The sequence below is a fragment of the Nitratireductor sp. OM-1 genome, from assembly GCF_003296175.1.
Taxonomy (GTDB): Bacteria; Pseudomonadota; Alphaproteobacteria; order Rhizobiales; family Rhizobiaceae; genus Nitratireductor; species Nitratireductor aquimarinus.
In genome coordinates this window covers 2,255,017-2,271,326 of the sequence record NZ_CP029208.1, presented here as the reverse complement: position 1 = coordinate 2,271,326, position 16,310 = coordinate 2,255,017, and the positions used below count along the sequence as shown (strand labels likewise).

15 protein-coding genes are annotated in these 16,310 nt (G+C 62.9%); 8 read left to right on the top strand and 7 right to left on the bottom strand.

Going from position 1 to position 16,310, the window contains the following annotated elements:
* The first annotated feature begins 269 nt into the window (after positions 1-269).
* The gene (locus DEJ54_RS10675; protein ID WP_113154550.1) at positions 270-1,295 is read left to right on the top strand and encodes an AraC family transcriptional regulator; all 1,026 of its coding nucleotides are present in this window, start codon (positions 270-272) and stop codon (positions 1,293-1,295) included.
* On the opposite strand, the gene DEJ54_RS10670 is transcribed toward DEJ54_RS10675, so the two are convergent.
* On the bottom strand, positions 1,261-1,722 hold the full coding sequence (locus DEJ54_RS10670; protein WP_113156218.1) for a DUF1810 domain-containing protein: 462 nt from the start codon (positions 1,720-1,722) through the stop codon (positions 1,261-1,263). The two genes, DEJ54_RS10675 and DEJ54_RS10670, sit on opposite strands and share 35 nt — an antisense overlap.
* A gap of 151 nt (positions 1,723-1,873) precedes the next feature.
* On the opposite strand from DEJ54_RS10670, the gene DEJ54_RS10665 reads away from it, so the two are divergent.
* A complete protein-coding gene (locus tag DEJ54_RS10665; RefSeq protein ID WP_113156217.1) occupies positions 1,874-2,218 on the top strand; it encodes a VOC family protein in 345 nt (114 codons plus the stop codon).
* A gap of 80 nt (positions 2,219-2,298) precedes the next feature.
* On the opposite strand, the gene DEJ54_RS10660 is transcribed toward DEJ54_RS10665, so the two are convergent.
* The 4 genes from DEJ54_RS10660 to DEJ54_RS10645 form a co-directional block, all read right to left on the bottom strand.
* Entirely contained in the window at positions 2,299-5,757 is a 3,459-nt protein-coding gene (locus DEJ54_RS10660) for a chromosome segregation SMC family protein (protein WP_113154549.1), read from the bottom strand.
* Between the two features lie 54 nt (positions 5,758-5,811).
* Positions 5,812-6,411 carry a DsbA family protein gene (locus tag DEJ54_RS10655; protein WP_371685975.1) on the bottom strand — a complete coding sequence of 200 codons (600 nt, stop codon included), beginning with the start codon at positions 6,409-6,411 and terminating at the stop codon, positions 5,812-5,814.
* A gap of 158 nt (positions 6,412-6,569) precedes the next feature.
* Positions 6,570-7,280: a DsbA family protein gene (locus DEJ54_RS10650; RefSeq protein WP_113154547.1), complete on the bottom strand. Its 711-nt coding sequence runs from the start codon at positions 7,278-7,280 to the stop codon at positions 6,570-6,572.
* A 125-nt stretch (positions 7,281-7,405) separates the two neighbouring features.
* A complete protein-coding gene (locus tag DEJ54_RS10645; protein ID WP_113154546.1) occupies positions 7,406-7,903 on the bottom strand; it encodes a DUF721 domain-containing protein in 498 nt (165 codons plus the stop codon).
* Between the two features lie 50 nt (positions 7,904-7,953).
* On the opposite strand from DEJ54_RS10645, the gene mutY reads away from it, so the two are divergent.
* Together mutY and DEJ54_RS10635 are read left to right on the top strand one after the other, a co-directional pair.
* Complete coding sequence (mutY, locus tag DEJ54_RS10640) at positions 7,954-9,072, top strand: A/G-specific adenine glycosylase (RefSeq protein WP_113154545.1); 1,119 nt, start codon at positions 7,954-7,956, stop codon at positions 9,070-9,072.
* Between the two features lie 6 nt (positions 9,073-9,078).
* Positions 9,079-9,690, top strand: a complete 612-nt coding sequence (locus tag DEJ54_RS10635; protein WP_113154544.1) for an HAD family phosphatase — start codon at positions 9,079-9,081, stop codon at positions 9,688-9,690.
* 108 nt (positions 9,691-9,798) lie between these two features.
* Here DEJ54_RS10635 and DEJ54_RS10630 read toward each other — a convergent pair whose 3' ends face one another.
* Positions 9,799-10,932 carry a site-specific DNA-methyltransferase gene (locus DEJ54_RS10630; RefSeq protein WP_113154543.1) on the bottom strand — a complete coding sequence of 378 codons (1,134 nt, stop codon included), beginning with the start codon at positions 10,930-10,932 and terminating at the stop codon, positions 9,799-9,801.
* A 347-nt stretch (positions 10,933-11,279) separates the two neighbouring features.
* Between DEJ54_RS10630 and DEJ54_RS10625 the strand changes: the two genes are divergently transcribed.
* Positions 11,280-11,969, top strand: a complete 690-nt coding sequence (locus DEJ54_RS10625) for an HAD family phosphatase (RefSeq protein WP_113154542.1) — start codon at positions 11,280-11,282, stop codon at positions 11,967-11,969.
* 113 nt (positions 11,970-12,082) lie between these two features.
* Here the strand turns inward: DEJ54_RS10625 and DEJ54_RS10620 are convergent, their stop codons facing one another.
* Complete coding sequence (locus DEJ54_RS10620; protein ID WP_222473843.1) at positions 12,083-12,583, bottom strand: hypothetical protein; 501 nt, start codon at positions 12,581-12,583, stop codon at positions 12,083-12,085.
* Positions 12,584-12,927: 344 nt separating this feature from the next.
* Here DEJ54_RS10620 and thrC point away from each other — a divergent pair, with 344 nt between their 5' ends.
* From thrC to DEJ54_RS10605, 3 genes are read left to right on the top strand one after another with little or no spacing between them, the layout of a single operon-like run.
* Positions 12,928-14,331 carry a threonine synthase gene (gene thrC / locus DEJ54_RS10615; RefSeq protein WP_113154540.1) on the top strand — a complete coding sequence of 468 codons (1,404 nt, stop codon included), beginning with the start codon at positions 12,928-12,930 and terminating at the stop codon, positions 14,329-14,331.
* A 25-nt stretch (positions 14,332-14,356) separates the two neighbouring features.
* On the top strand, positions 14,357-15,649 hold the full coding sequence (locus DEJ54_RS10610) for a pitrilysin family protein (RefSeq protein ID WP_113154539.1): 1,293 nt from the start codon (positions 14,357-14,359) through the stop codon (positions 15,647-15,649).
* A gap of 14 nt (positions 15,650-15,663) precedes the next feature.
* Entirely contained in the window at positions 15,664-16,266 is a 603-nt protein-coding gene (locus DEJ54_RS10605) for a GNAT family N-acetyltransferase (protein ID WP_113154538.1), read from the top strand.
* The last annotated feature ends 44 nt before the right edge of the window (positions 16,267-16,310 follow it).

Here is a 16,310-nt window from a genome sequence, read left to right as displayed (position 1 = left end):
CTTTGTCGCAAGCCCTTGAAAGACATAAAGTCTTCCTGCGGCCTTGCTTCGCGTATCCGCACAAATCAGGCCGACCATTGCGGCCATATTAATGGGTCCTGACCCTAGCGACATCGAAATCACTGCGCCCCAGGCCGGTTGCCGGCTGGCCTGTGCGCCTGTCCACTGCGGGGCTTCGTCCATATGTCTTTCCTTTCGCATGCAATATGTTTTGCAGTGCAAAAGAGATAGATTGGACATTCCGGACGAACCATATCACAAAAACCGGAATGATTGATCGAAACGCCGAAACACCCCCATCACTCGCCAATCCGGATCTGGTCAGCGAACTGCTCATGGGCATGCGCCTTTACGGGATGTCCTATCACCGCACCCAGATCACGCCGCCCTTCGGCATTCGCTTCGGCACCATCGAAGGGCGGGCCCAGTTTCACTTCGTGGGCCGTGGTCCCGTCTACCTTCGCGGCCCTGACGACACGCTTCACACACTTGAAACCGGCGACGCCGTTCTTCTGCCGCGCGGCGGTGAACACGCTCTCCTCTCCGAGCCGGACTTTCAGAGCCAGTGCATCACGAATTTCCAGGCCAGGCCGCTCTGCCGCGATGTCAAAGAGATCATCGCCTGTTCGAACGAGCCGGATCGCCAAAACGATGCGCTCATCTTCTCCGGATGCATGGAGTTCGATCTGGGCAGCATGCACCCGCTGGTCGCACTCATGCCCGATGTCATGCGCGTGTCCACGCTTCTGGAGCGTTACCCGGAAATCCTGCCCATCCTCGACGCGATGGAGCGTGAGACACGGGGAGACCGCGCGGGTTTTGCCGGCATCCTCGCGCGGCTTGCCGATGTGGTTTCCGCCTTCATCGTCCGCTCCTGGGTCGAATGCGGCTGCGGCGGCTCAAGCGGCTGGGTGGCGGCGCTACGCGATCCGCGCCTTGGTCATGTGATCGCCGCCCTGCACCGCGACCCCGGTCGCGACTGGACCGTCGCCGAACTGGCAAGGCAAATGGGCAGCTCCCGCTCCGTCTTTGCCGAGCGGTTCCAGACCGTCACCGGCATGACGCCCGTGCGCTATCTGACGGAGCTGAGAATGCGCCTCGCCGCCCAGTGGATCAGCCGTGAGGGGCTGGCCATCGAAACGACTGCGCACCGCCTTGGCTATGGTTCACAGGCAGCATTCAGCCGTGCCTTCAAGCGCGTCATCGGCAAGCCGCCAGGCGCGCTGCGCGCTGCCACGCCTGCGCCCATGCGCCCCGCGCCTATGGATCGGGCGGACGCCACTCCCCCAGCTTAACCCCAAGAAGACCGAGAGTCGCCTCATCCGCGCGCCCCTCACACAATTGCCGCAGGGCTTCGCAGAAAAGCGTGTCGCCCTGCGCGGCAGCGCAGGCGAAAAGGGTCATGCAGGAGCGAAATTTCAGGTCATCCGGTGTCCCGAAAATCTCGTGCAGGGAGCTACCCGCCCCCGTCATCACCGCTTCAGTAGCTTCCCGCAGCCGCAGCCCAAGCACCGGATGCACAAGATAGGCCCGCGCTTCATCAAGCGAAACCAGACCGTAAAACAATGCGGCTGGCGAACGTCCAAGCTCACGCAATTGCGGAAACACGAACCACATCCAGTGCGTTCTCTTGCGCCCCGCGCGCAACTCCTGCAGCGCCTCGTCAAAGCAGTCCGCCTGCGCCGTCACGAAGCGCTGAAGGTCGAAAGGGTCTTCCGTCATCATCCGTCTCCGCGAATATTTTCCGGGAACCTTGCTGGCGCATTTTACCAGAGACTTCCCAGACATTTCGCGAGAGCACCGCGCATCTGCTTCAGGGCTTGCAAGCAAGACGAAGATGAATTAGAACAAATCAAGAACAATGGAGATCATCATGCGCCAGACCGGAAAGCTCGACTATCTCGAAATGCCCGCTTCGGGCGGCAGCATCGACAGCGTCAAGGCGTTTTACGCCCGCGCCTTTTCCTGGTCTTTCACCGATTACGGTGCTGGATATTCAGCCTTCAACGAAGGGATCGATGGCGGTTTCGACGGCGCGCCCGAGGCCATCCAGAAACCCCTTCCCGTCCTTTATTCGGACGATCTGGAGGCGACACTCGCAACGATCGAAGAGGCCGGCGGCAAAATCGTCAGGCCGATCTTCTCCTTTCCCGGTGGCCGGCGCTTCCACTTCACCGATCCGGCAGGCAATGAACTGGCCGTATGGAGCGAAACGTGAGAGCCCTCGGGTCGGCCCTGCGTTTCGACGCGCCGTCTGATTTCCCAGAAGCGGTGGATCAGGCAGGCCGCGACGAGATGCTAGACTGCCTCGCGCAGGCGCTCGGCGGTCTGGAGGTCGACAGAGACCAGCTGGCTGACGCCCTGCTCGGCCATGGTCACACCGAACAGACGGTTCATGCGCGCCATGGTGATCGGGTTGTGCGTGATCACCACGAACCTCGTATCCGTTGACGCCGCCATCTCATCCATGAGGTTGCAGAACCGCTCGACATTGTGATCGTCGAGCGGCGCGTCCACCTCGTCCAGCACGCAGATGGGTGCGGGATTGGTCAGGAACACGGCGAAGATCAGCGCCATGGCAGTCAGCGCCTGCTCGCCACCGGAAAGCAGCGTCATGGTCTGTGGGCGCTTGCCGGGCGGGCGCGCGAGAATTTCCAGCCCCGCCTCCAGCGGATCATCGGACTCGATCAACTGCAACTCCGCCGTGCCGCCGCCGAAGAGATGGGTGAACAGGCGCTGGAACTGCTCATTGACCACATCGAAGGCGGCCAGAAGGCGCTCGCGGCCTTCCTTGTTCAGGTTCTGGATGGCCAGCCGCAGCTTGCGGATCGCCTCGATAACGTCCTCGCGCTCGGTCACGATGGTGTCATGCCGTTCGCTGAGCTCCGACTGCTCTTCCTCAGCCCTGAGATTGACCGCGCCAAGCCGCTCGCGCTCAATCTTGAAGCGCTCGAGACGCCGCTCCACATCGGCGATCTCCGGCATGGGCGCATCCGGTTCCAGCTCCGCCATGGCCAGCACCTTGTGCGGCGGCACGTTCAGCACTTCCTGAATACGCGCCTCGGCTTCCTTGCGCCGCTCTTCCGCCGCCGTAACGCGTTCTTCCGCGCGGGCGCGGCTTTCGCGCGCCGAGGAAAGTGACTGGATGCTTGCGGTCGCCAGCTTGTCCAGCTCCGCCTGCCGGTTCTCTGCTTCCTGCAGCTTGTCCGCAGCTTCCTTGCGCAGATTTTCCGCCTTTGAAATTTCGGAAAGCAGTGCGCGGCCACGCATCTCGATCTCTTCGGGAGCCTCGGCCAGCTCCTCCAGCTCCGCTTCGGTGTCGCCACGGCGCTGCAAAAGCGCTGCCGTGTGCCGGTCAGCATTTTCCACGCGCGACTGCCAGCTGCGCCGTTCGGCGGCAATCGCCTCTAGCCTGCGCCGGCGCGCATCGGCCTCGCGCCGCAATCCCTCATAGGCTGCCCGCGCCTCGGCCACCGCCGCGCGTTTGGCCGAAACCCCGGCAAACTGCTGATCGAGCCGCGTCTGCAATTCGGTGATGTCGGGCGCGCTCTCCAGCGCCTCTTCGGCGGCCATGGTCGAAGCCACGGCCTCCTCGTGGTCCTCGACAACACGGCCACGCGCTTCTTCGAGGCTCATCCTGCGGCTGGAAAGCTCGCCTGCCGCCCTTTCCGCACTCGCCAGCGCATCGCGCGCGCGGCTGAGCGCCGCCTGCGCCTCGCGCCCTTCTTCACGGGTGCGCCGCTCGGCTTCCACCGCAGCCTTCACCGCGTGTTCCGCATCCGCCAGCGCCGTCTCCGCCGCGTGTAGGCGCGCCGTCGCCTCAATCACTTCGCCATCGAGTTCGGCAAGCCGGTTCTTCTGCGCCAGCCTCTGCGCCGCAGCCGTCGGCGCATCCGCGCTGGCGCGATAACCGTCCCAGCGCCACAGCGCGCCATCGCGCGCCACCAGACGCTGCCCGGTCTTCAGAAGCTTCTGAAGGCGCGGCCCGTCTTCCGCATCCACGATGCCGATCTGCGAGAGCCGGCGCGCAAGCTGTTCCGGAGCCTTCACCACGGAAGCGAGCGCCATCGCGCCTTCCGGCAGCGCCGGATCATCCGCCGAACCCCCGGACGGCCCCCAATAGACCGGAGCCGCACTGTCGAGCGGCACGTCCAGATCTTCGCCCAGCGCCGCGCCCAACGCGGTCTCGAAGCCGCGCTCCACGCGCAATTGCTCAAGCACCGCCGGATAAAGATCCGCGCCGCCGGCGTTCAGGATCTTGCGCAGCGTCTGCGCTTCCGTCTCCACACGCCCAAGCTCGGAGCGCGCTTCCTGCAACGGCGGTCGGGCAGCCTGTTCCGTCTCACGTGCGGCAGCGACCCGCTCTTCGCATTCCGCAGCCGCGCCTTCGGCCATCTCCACGCGTTCCGCGGCTTCTTCCATCAGAAGCCGCTTTTCAGCCGGGTCAGGCAGACCGGCAATCCGGCCCGTGATTTCCTGAAGCTCGGCATCCATGGTCGCAACCTGCCGCGCCAGCCGGTCCCGGCGCTCGGCCTGCTCGCGGATCGCGCGCTCGGCCTGCTGACGCGTCGCCGATGCCTCGGCCTTCTCCGCCGTCAGCCGCGAAAGCAGCTCTTCCGCTGCCGAAAGCTCCTCGGAAACCGTCTCGAACACATTCTGCAGTTCGATATCGCGGCCTTCGGCGCCGTCCTCGGCCTCTTTCAGCGTCTCTTCTTCTTCGGCAAGCCGCGCCAGCGCTTCCGCATTGTCGCGCACCATCTGCTCTTCACGCGCCACGTCAGCATTGAGCTGATCGATCCGCTTCTGCAATTCCTGCGTTCGCGCCTGAACGCGCTTCGCCTCTTCCTCGATCTGCGTGCGCGCAATGGTCAGGCGCTGCAGGGCGGCGGCGGCGGCGGCTTCCGCATCGCGCAGTTCCGGCAGCTTGTGCGCGCCAATCGCCTGCGCCTTGGCCGCTTCCATCTGGCCACTGGCTGTCTCGCCCACGAGCGCGGTCGCCTGCGAAAGCGCGCTCTGCGCCTCCGCCTCCTGGCTCTTGGCCGAGGACCAGCGCAGATGAAGCAGGATCGCCTCGGCCTTGCGCACTTCGGCGGAGAGCTTCTTGAAGCGCGAGGCCTGGCGGGCCTGGCGCTTCAGGCTTTCGATCTGGCTGTCGAGTTCGCTCACCACATCGTCGAGCCGCTCGAGATTCTGCTCCGCACCGCGCAGTCTGAGTTCGGCCTCATGGCGGCGCGAGTGCAGGCCGGAAATGCCGGCCGCCTCTTCCAGAAGCGCCCTGCGCGCCTGCGGCTTTGCCTGGATCAGCTCGCCGATGCGCCCCTGCCCCACCATGGAGGGCGAGCGTGCGCCGGTTGACTGGTCCGCAAACAGAAGCTGCACGTCACGCGCGCGCGCTTCCTTGCCGTTGATGCGATAGACCGACCCCGCCTCGCGTTCGATCCGGCGCGAAACCTGCAATTCATCCGCATCATTGTAGGAGGCCGGCGCGGTGCGGTCGCTGTTGTCGAGAAACAGCGTCACCTCGGCCGTGTTGCGCGCCGGGCGCGTTCCCGAGCCCGAGAAGATCACGTCGTCCATGCCGGAGGCGCGCATGTTCTTGTATGAGCTTTCACCCATCACCCAGCGCAGCGCTTCGACCAGATTGGACTTGCCGCAGCCATTCGGCCCGACCACACCGGTCAGCCCGCTTTCGATGATGAACTCACCCGGCTCGACAAAGGATTTGAAGCCCAGAAGGCGCAGTTTGGTGAACTTCATGCCACCCTCACCCGCGCCAGCGCGCGCGAAAGCGGCAGGCAATTGCGTTGCCCGCTAAAGCATGCCGTCGATGATCGCCGACATTTCGTCAATCGACATGGCTCCCGAATGCTTCATCCCATTGATGAAGAACGTAGGAACGGCCTCAATCCCCAGGCGCTCCAAACCCCAATTGCGCATTGCTCTGACTTCATCCAGAAGCTCGCGGTCCGTCAAGCAAGCTTCGAAGCTCTTCTGTGAGAATCCCGCAATTCTGGCGGTTTTCAACAGGGCAGAGCGCCCATCCTTGGCCCAGGCCCACTGAGACTGGGTTTTGTAAAGGAGATCGGAGACGTTGAAATAATTGCCTTTCGAGCAATAGGCAAGCATCAGCCCGGCTTCCGCGCGCGGGTCTGTCGGGATGCCGCGCACAATGTAGCGCACCCTGCCCGTCTCGATATATTTGCGCTTGAGCTCCGGCAGCGTCTCGGTGTGATAGCGCGCGCAATGAGCGCAGGTCATCGACGCATATTCCACGATCGTCACCGGCGCGCCGGCCTCTCCGAGCACCTTCTCCTCAAGGCCACCGGCCTCGAGCAGCAATTCAGCGTCCACCCCGGCAGCCATCGCCGCCATGGTTCGATCAGCAGAAAATCCGGTTCCAAAGAGCGCCAGAACAAGCGCCAGAGACTTCAAAAAACGACGACCACCGCGATGATCGTCCCCATGGCCGCGCCCGGAAAAACATCCGGGGCGCGCCGAAAACAAACGCATAAATCAAACCTTTTAAACAAAGCGCCACCGGCCGGAGCCGGTGGCGAAATCAGTCACTCTTAGAGCATACCGTCGATTACGGCGGAAATTTCATCGATGGACAGCGCGCCGGAATATTTCTTGCCGTTGATGAAGAAGGTCGGCGTCGCGTCGATGCCGAATTCTTCCGCACCGCGCGTACGCACTGCGCGCACCTTGGTCAGAAGCTCCTGATCGGTCAGGCAGGCCTCAAAGCTCTCCTTCGAGAAACCGGCAAGCTTGGAGATGTTCAGAAGCGCCGTCTGCGCATCCTGCACCGGCGCCCAGTTGTTCTGCTGCTTGAACAGAACATCGACCATGGCGTGGTAATTGTCGCCCGAGCAGCGCGCCAGCATGAAACCGGCTTCCGCGCGCGGGTCGAACGGGAACTCGCGCATGATGAAGCGCACCTTGCCCGTGTCGATGTATTTCTTCTTCAGTTCCGGATAGGTCCGCACGTGGAAGGTGGCGCAGTGGCTGCAGGTCATCGAGGCATATTCGACGATGGTCACCGGCGCGTTCTCGTCGCCCAGCACCTTGTCTTCGAGCGCGCCCTCTTCAAGCAGCTTCTCCATGTCCACCGAACCGGTCGAGGCAGGCGCATCCACCGAAGCGGTCGTCACCGGATCCGTCCCGGGCTTGCCCGCATTGGCTTCGGCATTGGTGTCGGAGCACGCGGCCAGTCCCAGTCCAAGCGCCGGCAAGGCGGCCATGGAGAGAAGAAGTCTGCGGCGCTGGATCATTTCGGACATGAAGAATCACCTGTTCGTCTTGGAGTGTTGCCTAGCGTAACGCCACAAAGCGGGCGTTTCGGGCGAATTTGGGTCAAGCGCGTCATTTTCTAAAGCAAGCGCCCTATCACGTTTTGGTGATCGGCTCACCCGCGCTTGCGGGCAATGCTCTCGCCCAGTTTCTGGAGCGATTGCCGCAGCGCGTCATCCTCAATGCCTGCGGTCAGCTGATCGATCCGCTCGTTCTCCGGCGCCGTCAGCGGCCGCTTCGGGCGCGGGCGGCGCTGCGGCGCAACCTTTACCGGCTTTTGAACGATCTTCACGCGCCCCACGGCTGCAAAGCCCAGAAACGCATTCACCCGGCCAATCACCTCGCCCGTCTCGTGCTGCAGGCGCAAAGCCGCCGCCCCCTCGCAGGCAATCACCAGCGTGGCCGGCTCAAACGGGTCGTCCTCGTGCCGGCGGCGCGGCCAGGCGAGCTTTTCAGGCTGTGTGCTGAGCGCCAGCCGCTCACCCACGATCTCGGCCCACGACTGCACCAGCTCCACCGAAAGCCCGGCGCGCTTGCGCATCACCGGGTCGAGAATACCGGTGGCGATGTCGCTCACCGCAACGGGATTGCCGTAACGCCTCTTCCCTGTCATGACATGATTTCTCGAATTGATCCGCAACGCATATTGAGTTCCTCTCCAGTATGGCACGCACGGAAGCGTCGGTCACCGACGCGCAAGCATCTTCGACCGATTTTTCGCGCCCGCTTCTGGCCTGGTACGACCGCCACCACCGGCACCTGCCCTGGCGCACCCCGCCGCATGAAACCCTTGTCGGCGTCCTGCCCGATCCCTACCGGGTCTGGCTGTCCGAAATCATGCTCCAGCAAACCACGGTCGGCGCGGTCAAAAGCTATTTCGAGGCTTTCGTGGAGGCCTGGCCTACCGTCGAGGCGCTCGCCGCAGCCGAAACCGACGACGTGATGAAGGCCTGGGCGGGGCTCGGCTACTATTCGCGCGCCCGCAATCTCAAGAAATGCGCCGAGACCGTTGCTGCCGAACATGGCGGCCGCTTTCCCGACACCGAGGCCGGCCTCAAGGCGCTGCCGGGCATCGGCGACTATACTGCCGCCGCCGTGTCCGCCATCGCCTTCAACCAGCCCGCCGCCGTGGTGGATGGCAATATCGAGCGCGTCATCACCCGGCTCTTCTCGATCGAGACCCCGCTGCCGCAGGCAAAACCGGAAATCCGCGCCCGTGTCGCCGCGGCATTGCCGCACGACCGGCCCGGCGATTTCGCGCAGGCCATGATGGATCTGGGCGCGACGATCTGCACGCCACGCAAGCCCGCCTGCGTGCTCTGCCCCATCACGGAGGGCTGTACGGCCCGGCGCGAAGGCACGGCCGAGCGCTTCCCCGTGAAGGCTCCCAAAACGGAAAAGCCCGTCCGCAAGGGTGCGGCCTTCGTCGCCATGCGCGCCGATGGCGCGGTGCTCCTGCGCCAGCGTCCGCCGCAGGGCCTTCTGGGCGGCATGACCGAAGTGCCCGGCAGCCAGTGGACCGCGCGGCAGGATGGCGTCGCCGACATCACCGCAGCACCCTTCCCCGCCGACTGGCAGGCGGTCGGCGCGATCCGCCACGTCTTCACCCATTTTGCCCTCGAGCTTTCCGTCTTCCGCGCTGAACTGCCGCAAAATGCGCCAGCCGGCGATGGCTGGTGGTCCAACCCAGACGCCCTTCCGGGCGAGGCGCTGCCAACCGTCATGAAAAAAGCAATTGAAGCTGCGATACCCGGGGCCACGAAGAAACGCCGAAAGGGATAGAACCGCATGAGCGAGATCCGCCACATCGTTTTCGACATTGGCAAAGTGCTGCTGCACTACGACCCGGAAATCCCCTATCGCCGCCTGATCCCGGATGACGGCGAACGCCGCTGGTTTCTTGAAAACGTCTGCACCGGCGCTTGGAACGTGGAGCAGGATCGCGGGCGCGACTGGCGCGAGGCCGAGGCCCTGCTCATCGCCGAACACCCGCACGAGGAAGACAACATCCGCGCCTTCCGCCGTCACTGGCACGAAATGGTCCCGCACGCCTATGATGATTCGGTCGCACTTCTGGAGAAGCTCGTCGACGCCGGGCACGACGTGACCATGCTGACCAATTTCGCAGCCGACACCTATGCCGAGGCGCGCAGGCGCTATCCCTTTTTGGAGAAGCCGCGTGGCGTCACCGTTTCCGGCGAGATCGGCATCATCAAACCCGACCGCGCAATCTACGACACCCATGCCGGGAATTTCGGTCTGGAACCGCAGGCCACGCTGTTCATCGATGACAGCGAGAAGAATGTGGAAGGGGCAAAAGCCGCCGGCTGGCAGGCCGTTCATTTCACCGGAGCGGAGAAACTGCGCGCCGATCTCGGCGGGTATGGTTTCGCCGTTTAACGGTCAATGCGAAGAATCACGCAGAGAGTCGCAAAAGCGCTCCACCTGCCTGTCTTTCCATAAAAAAAGCGACTTCAGGTTTCCCCCTGAAGTCGCATGTCCTCACGCTCAGGCGGCAACGCCCTGCATGTTGTCACGCATGATCTGGCGCAGGCTGTCGATCGGCTTCAGGCAGCCTTCTTCCTCGAAGTGCCAGAACGTCCAGCCATTGCAGGCCTCAAGTCCCTGAACCCGTGCGCCGATGCGGTGGATCGAGCCTGCCTCGTCACCGATGGCGATGGTGCCATCCGCGCGCACATTGGCCGTCCAGCGACGCTTGGAATCGCAAAGCTGCGTGCCCGGCTGCATGAGACCGGCCTCAAGCAGGCTGCCGAAGGCCACGCGCGGCGCGGCGCGCTTGCCCTGCATCTGCGCCAGATCCATCTCGTTCAGCGGCTCGATGCCGGCGATCCGTTCGCTGGCCGCCTGGATGTACTCGTCCTGACGCTCGATGCCCACGAAGTGACGGCCGAGGCGCTTGGCCACTGCGCCGGTCGTGCCGGAGCCGAAGAAAGGATCGAGCACCACGTCGCCCGGCTTGGTCGAAGCCATCATGACGCGCGCCAAAAGCGCTTCCGGCTTCTGCGTCGGGTGCAGCTTGCCGCCGTCATCATTCTTCAGGCGCTCCTTGCCCGTGCAGATCGGGAACAGCCAGTCCGAGCGCATCTGCACATCGTCATTGGCCGCCTTGAGCGCTTCGTAATTGAAGGTGTAGCCCTTGGTCGACGTGTCGCGCGAGGCCCAGATCATCGTCTCATGCGCGTTCTGGAACCGGCGGCCGCGGAAGTTCGGCATCGGGTTGGTCTTGCGCCACACAATGTCGTTGAGCAGCCAGTAGCCCAGATCCTGCATCACCGTGCCGACGCGGAAAATGTTGTGATACGAGCCGATCACCCAGATCGTGCCATTCGGCTTCAGAACGCGGCGCGCGGCCAGCATCCATGCACGGGTGAACGCGTCATAGGCGGCAAAGCTGTCGAACTGGTCCCAGGCGTCATCCACCGCGTCGACCCGCGACTGGTCCGGACGGTGCAGATCACCACCAAGCTGCAGATTGTAGGGCGGATCGGCAAAGATCACGTCGACGGATTTCTCGGGCAAACGATCGAGAGCTGCAACGCAGTCCCCCTTAATGATCGTATCGAGCCATTCGGCCTTCTTTGGTTCGGGGGCAAGCTCATCGATACGACGCACGGCGGACATGGACTGACCTCTAACTCGGACTATTAACCTGCCGTTATGGTTACGGAAGATGGTAAATATTCCGTAAGGACTCGAAGCGAATTGCGAGGTCGGTGTTGCAGCTGCTCTCTTTGTCTCCGCTCCCGGTGCTTGCCGGACCAAGTTTCTCAAGGGCAAGAAAGACATTCAGGGCCGTCAGAAAACACTCAACGCCAGAAGGCGGCGGTGGCTGCCGGCAAGCGCACCGGGATCGTCATAGAATAGCCCGAAGGCCGGGCCATATCTGCCGGACAGTTGTTTCGGGGCGGCATAAGGGCTATGCCGCCCCGAGCTTATTCATCCGCTTCCCCAAAAGGACAGGTCTTGCCATGCCAGCTCCCGAACTCGTCATCTTCGATTGCGATGGCGTTCTCGTCGATTCGGAAATCATCGCCTCGCGCGTCGAAGCGCGCGTGCTGACCGAGGCCGGTTTCGAGATCACGCCGGAAGAGCTTGCCAGCCGCTATGCGGGCCTCACCTTCAAGGACATTCTCCTGTCCATCGAGGAAAATGCCGAGGCCCCGCTTCAGGCCACGCTGATCGACCGCGCCGAAAGCGAGGTGGACCGGAAGGTGCGCAAGGACGTAAAGGCCATCGACGGCGTCCACGAGGCAGTGGCCCGCATTCCCCTGCCCAAATGCGTCTGCTCCAATTCGAGCCATGACCGGGTGGAAGCGATGCTCACCCGCACGCAATTGCTGCCCCTCTTCAATGGCCACATCTATTCGGCTCTTGAGACACCGACGCGCCAGCCAAAGCCTGCGCCCGATGTCTTCCTCTACGCCGCCGAGAAAATGGGAGCCAAGCCGGAAGACTGCTTCGTCATCGAGGACTCCGTGCACGGCATTGCCGGAGCCAGGGCCGCAGGCATGCGCGTCATCGGCTTTACCGGCGGTTCGCACATCCAGCCGGGCCATGCCGACCTTCTGATGGAAGCCGGAGCCGAGACGGTCATCCACCGTTTCCAGGACCTGATTGCCGTTCTGGCCGCGCTCACTGAATGGGCGGAAGACGCCTGAGCGACCGTTCCTGAAATTCCGATTCAAACGGGAATCGGAAACGACTGATATTCAACAAAAAAGCGGGAGCCCGGCTCCCGCTTTTTTCTTTATCCTGCAATCCGGCCGCTGCTCTAGCGACCGCTGGTCGGACCTTCGTCATAGCCGACCATCAGCTGCACGCTGCGGTCGGGCTTGCCGGCAATCGTGACATTCGGGTCGTTGAAGATGAACTGCGTCGCGCCCGCCGTATCACCGATGGAAACCTGGTGCTTGAACAGCTTGGAATAGACCACCTCACCGGCGCGTAATGCGACGATGCGGATCGGCATGGTGATCGTTCCGGTCTTGCCGAGCGGGCCCGGCACCACGCGGCCGGCAACGGCGACCGTCATGCTGAACGCGCCATTGTTGTAGCTGCACTTGCGCGTCACATCGGTGATGGACGCCTGATAGATTTCCTGACCGGCCTCGCCCTGCGCACCCTTCTTGTAGGTGGTGAAATAGGCCGTGCCCTCGCGCAGCGAAACAGACGGGCAATAGGCGCGCAGCTCGCTCTCGAGGATCGTCTCGACCGGCTGATCGCCCGTCTGCGCGACCTGGGTCTGCGTGTTGTTGCCGGACTGCAGGTTCATGCCCCCGGTTGCGTCATCGGATTGACAGCCGGAAACAAAAGCGGCGGCGGAAAGCAGTATGGAACTGACGAAAAGACGATAATTGACCAAGTGACATGCCCCGTGAATCTGCGCGCGCCCGAAGCCAACTGAAGTTCAACCGGCAAAAGGCAGCGGAGAAATGACAGATTTCGGCGGCAATTGCCAGAAAACCCGTCATCGACAATCAATTTCCATGCGGTTTGAGTGGAAAACCGGTTCCCACCCGTCCAGATCATGCTCTATATCAGACGCGCGGCCGGAATGCGAAGGGCTCTTGTCCGCACCGGCTGTTCTTCCTCGCAGTTCATGAGGCAATACGACGTATGGCGACAGATTACATTAGCACGCGTGGCGACGCGCCGGCGCTCGGCTTTTCCGATGCAATGCTTGCGGGCCTCGCCCGCGACGGCGGTCTTTATGTTCCCCGCGAGTGGCCGCATTTCTCGGCCGATGACATTCGCGCCATGCGCGGCCTTTCCTACAGCGAGATCGCCTTCCGCGTCCTCTCCCCCTTCGTGGGAGACGAGATCGCGCCGGCGACCCTGCGCCGCATCATCGAGGAAAGCTACGCAACCTTCCGCCATCCGGCAGTCTGCCCGCTGGTGCAGACCGGCCCCAACGAGTTCATCCTCGAACTCTTCCATGGGCCGACGCTGGCCTTCAAGGACGTTGCCATGCAGCTTCTGGCGCGCCTGATGGATCATGTTCTGGCCGAGCGCGGCGAGCGCGTCACCATCGTCGGTGCGACGTCCGGCGATACGGGCGGCGCGGCCATCGAGGCCTTTGCCGGCACCGAGCGCGCGGATGTCTTCATCCTCTTCCCCGAGGGCCGCGTCTCGCCGGTCCAGCAGCGCCAGATGACCACGTCCGGCGCGCCCAATGTTCACGCTCTGGCCGTGAAGGGCAATTTCGATGATTGCCAGGCCCTGCTCAAGGACATGTTCAACGATCACGCCTTCCGCGACGGCGTTTCGCTCTCCGGCGTGAACTCGATCAACTGGGCGCGCGTCATGGCCCAGATCGTCTACTATTTCACCGCAGCCCTTTCGCTCGGCGGACCAGATCGCGCGATTTCCTTCACGGTTCCGACCGGCAATTTCGGCGACATCTTCGCAGGCTACGCCGCCAAGCGCATGGGCCTGCCGGTCGACCAGCTGGTGATCGCCACCAACGACAACGACATTCTCGCCCGCACGCTCGCCACCGGCGAATATGCGACCCGAGGCGTGGTCCCCACCACCTCGCCCTCGATGGACATTCAGGTGTCCTCCAATTTCGAGCGCCTGCTCTATTTCGCCTCCGGCGGAAATGTCGACGAGATCCGTCGCTACATGCAGTCGCTGAAACAATCGGGCAGCTTTACCGTCGAGGAAAAGACGCTTGAGGCGATCCGCGCGGAATTCGCCGCCGGCCGCTCCGACATGGCCGAGACCGCCGGCACCATCGGCTCCGTGCTTGAGGAAAGCGGCTATCTGCTCGATCCGCACACCGCCACCGGCGTGAAGGTCGCGCGCGGACTTGATGCGTCCAGCGCGCCCATGGTCGTCTTGTCGACGGCCCATCCGGCCAAGTTTCCACAGGCCGTCAAGGACGCCAGCGGCGTTGAGCCGCCCCTTCCCGCGTGGCTCGGCGATCTTATGGAACGGAAAGAATCCTTTACAGTCGTTCCCTCAGACTTAAAATTGTTGCAGGATCACATCAGCCGCCACGCACGTGCGGCGCGTTAAGTATTGTTCAGGGAGTCACGTCAATATGGGTGTTGAGGTAAGCCGTCTGTCGAACGGCCTGACGGTCGCCACCGAAACCCTGCCACATCTGGAAACCGTTGCGCTGGGCATCTGGGTCAAATCCGGCTCGCGCAACGAGTATGAGAACGAGCACGGTATCGCACATCTCCTTGAACACATGGCGTTCAAGGGCACGAGCAAGCGCACCGCTCGCCAGATTGCGACAGACATCGAGGATGTTGGCGGAGAGATCAACGCCGCGACCAGCGTCGAGACCACCGCGTTCTTCGCGCGTGTTCTTAGCGCAGACATGCCGCTGGCCGTCGAACTCCTTTCCGACATCCTGACCGATTCCAAGTTCGATCCCCATGAGCTTGAGCGCGAACAGCACGTGATCCTCCAGGAGATCGGCGCTGCGCACGACATTCCCGACGACATCGTCTTCGACCGGTTCACCGAAACCGCTTTCCGCCACCAGGCGCTTGGCCGCTCGGTGCTTGGAACGCCCGAAACCGTCCAGTCCTTCACCTCCGATCAGCTGCGCGGCTTCCTTGAGCGGCAATATTCCGCTGACCGCATGGTCATTGTCGCCGCTGGTGGCCTGAAGCACGAGGATTTCGTGCGCGAGGTGGAAAACCGTCTGGGCAGCTTCCGCAGCAAGGCCGAAGGCGTTGCCCCGCAATATGCGCACTATGTGGGCGGTGATTTCCGCGAGCATCGCGATCTGATGGATGCGCAGATCATCCTCGGCTTTGAGGGCCGCGCCTACCACATGCGCGACTTCTATGCCTCACAGGTGCTCTCCACCATTCTCGGCGGCGGCATGTCGTCCCGTCTGTTCCAGGAAGTGCGCGAGAAGCACGGCCTGTGCTACTCGATCTACGCCTTCCACTGGGGCTTTTCCGATTCCGGCATTTTCGGCATCCACGCCGCCACCGGAAAGAGTGACATCGAGGAACTCGTTCCCCTTCTTCTGGGCGAATTGCAGAAAGCCGGCCAGAGCATCGGTCAGGACGAGCTTGACCGGGCCCGCGCCCAGTATCGCGCAGGCCTGATGATGGCGCGGGAAAACCCCGCCAGCCGCGCATCGCAGATCGCCCGCCAGCTCCTGCTTTACGGTCGCCCCATCGACGTGGACGAGCTGATGGACCGCCTTTCCAACCTCACCGTGGACCGCCTGACGGACCTGTCTCAGCGTCTATTCACCTCCAAGCCAACCCTCGCGGCCATCGGCCCCGTGGGCACGCTCGCACCGTTCGAGACGATCCAGGACGCACTTACCGATCAGGGGCCCATGCCGCGCAAACTCGCCGTGTAGGACCGCCCCGCCATATGTTGGACGTGCCCTTCTTCCGCCGCCCGCCTCCGGCGCTCAAGGGCGAAACAGTGTTCCTCAGGGGCCCTGTCATGTCCGATCATGCGGAGTGGGCGGCACTGCGCGAGGAAAGCCGCAATTTCCTTGTGCCGTGGGAGCCGAGCTGGGCCTTTGACGAGCTGTCCAGAAGCGCCTTTCGACACCGGTTGAGGCGCTATCGCAGCGAATATGACAATGGCACCGGTGTCAGTTTCTTCGTTTTCGATGCCGGGACCGGTGCGCTTGCCGGCGGCATCACCATGTCGAACATCCGCCGCGGCGTCGCCCAGACCGCAAGTATCGGTTACTGGATGGGCGAGCGTTATGCGGGACGCGGCATGATGCTTGCTGCGGTGCGTCTCATCATTCCCTTTGCATTCGAGACCTTGCGGTTGCACCGTCTGGAAGCGGCCTGTATTCCAAACAACAAACGATCTGTCGGTTTACTTGAAAAAGCCGGATTTCAGCGCGAAGGCCTGCTCAGGTCCTATCTCAGGATCAACGGTTCTTGGCGTGATCACTGTCTTTATGCGCTGGTCGCCGAGGAGCGTCATGTGCCTGCATTAGAAACACGAGGCTGATTTCCTTGTCGCGCTCAAACTTCTTCGCATCCCTTGCGACCATC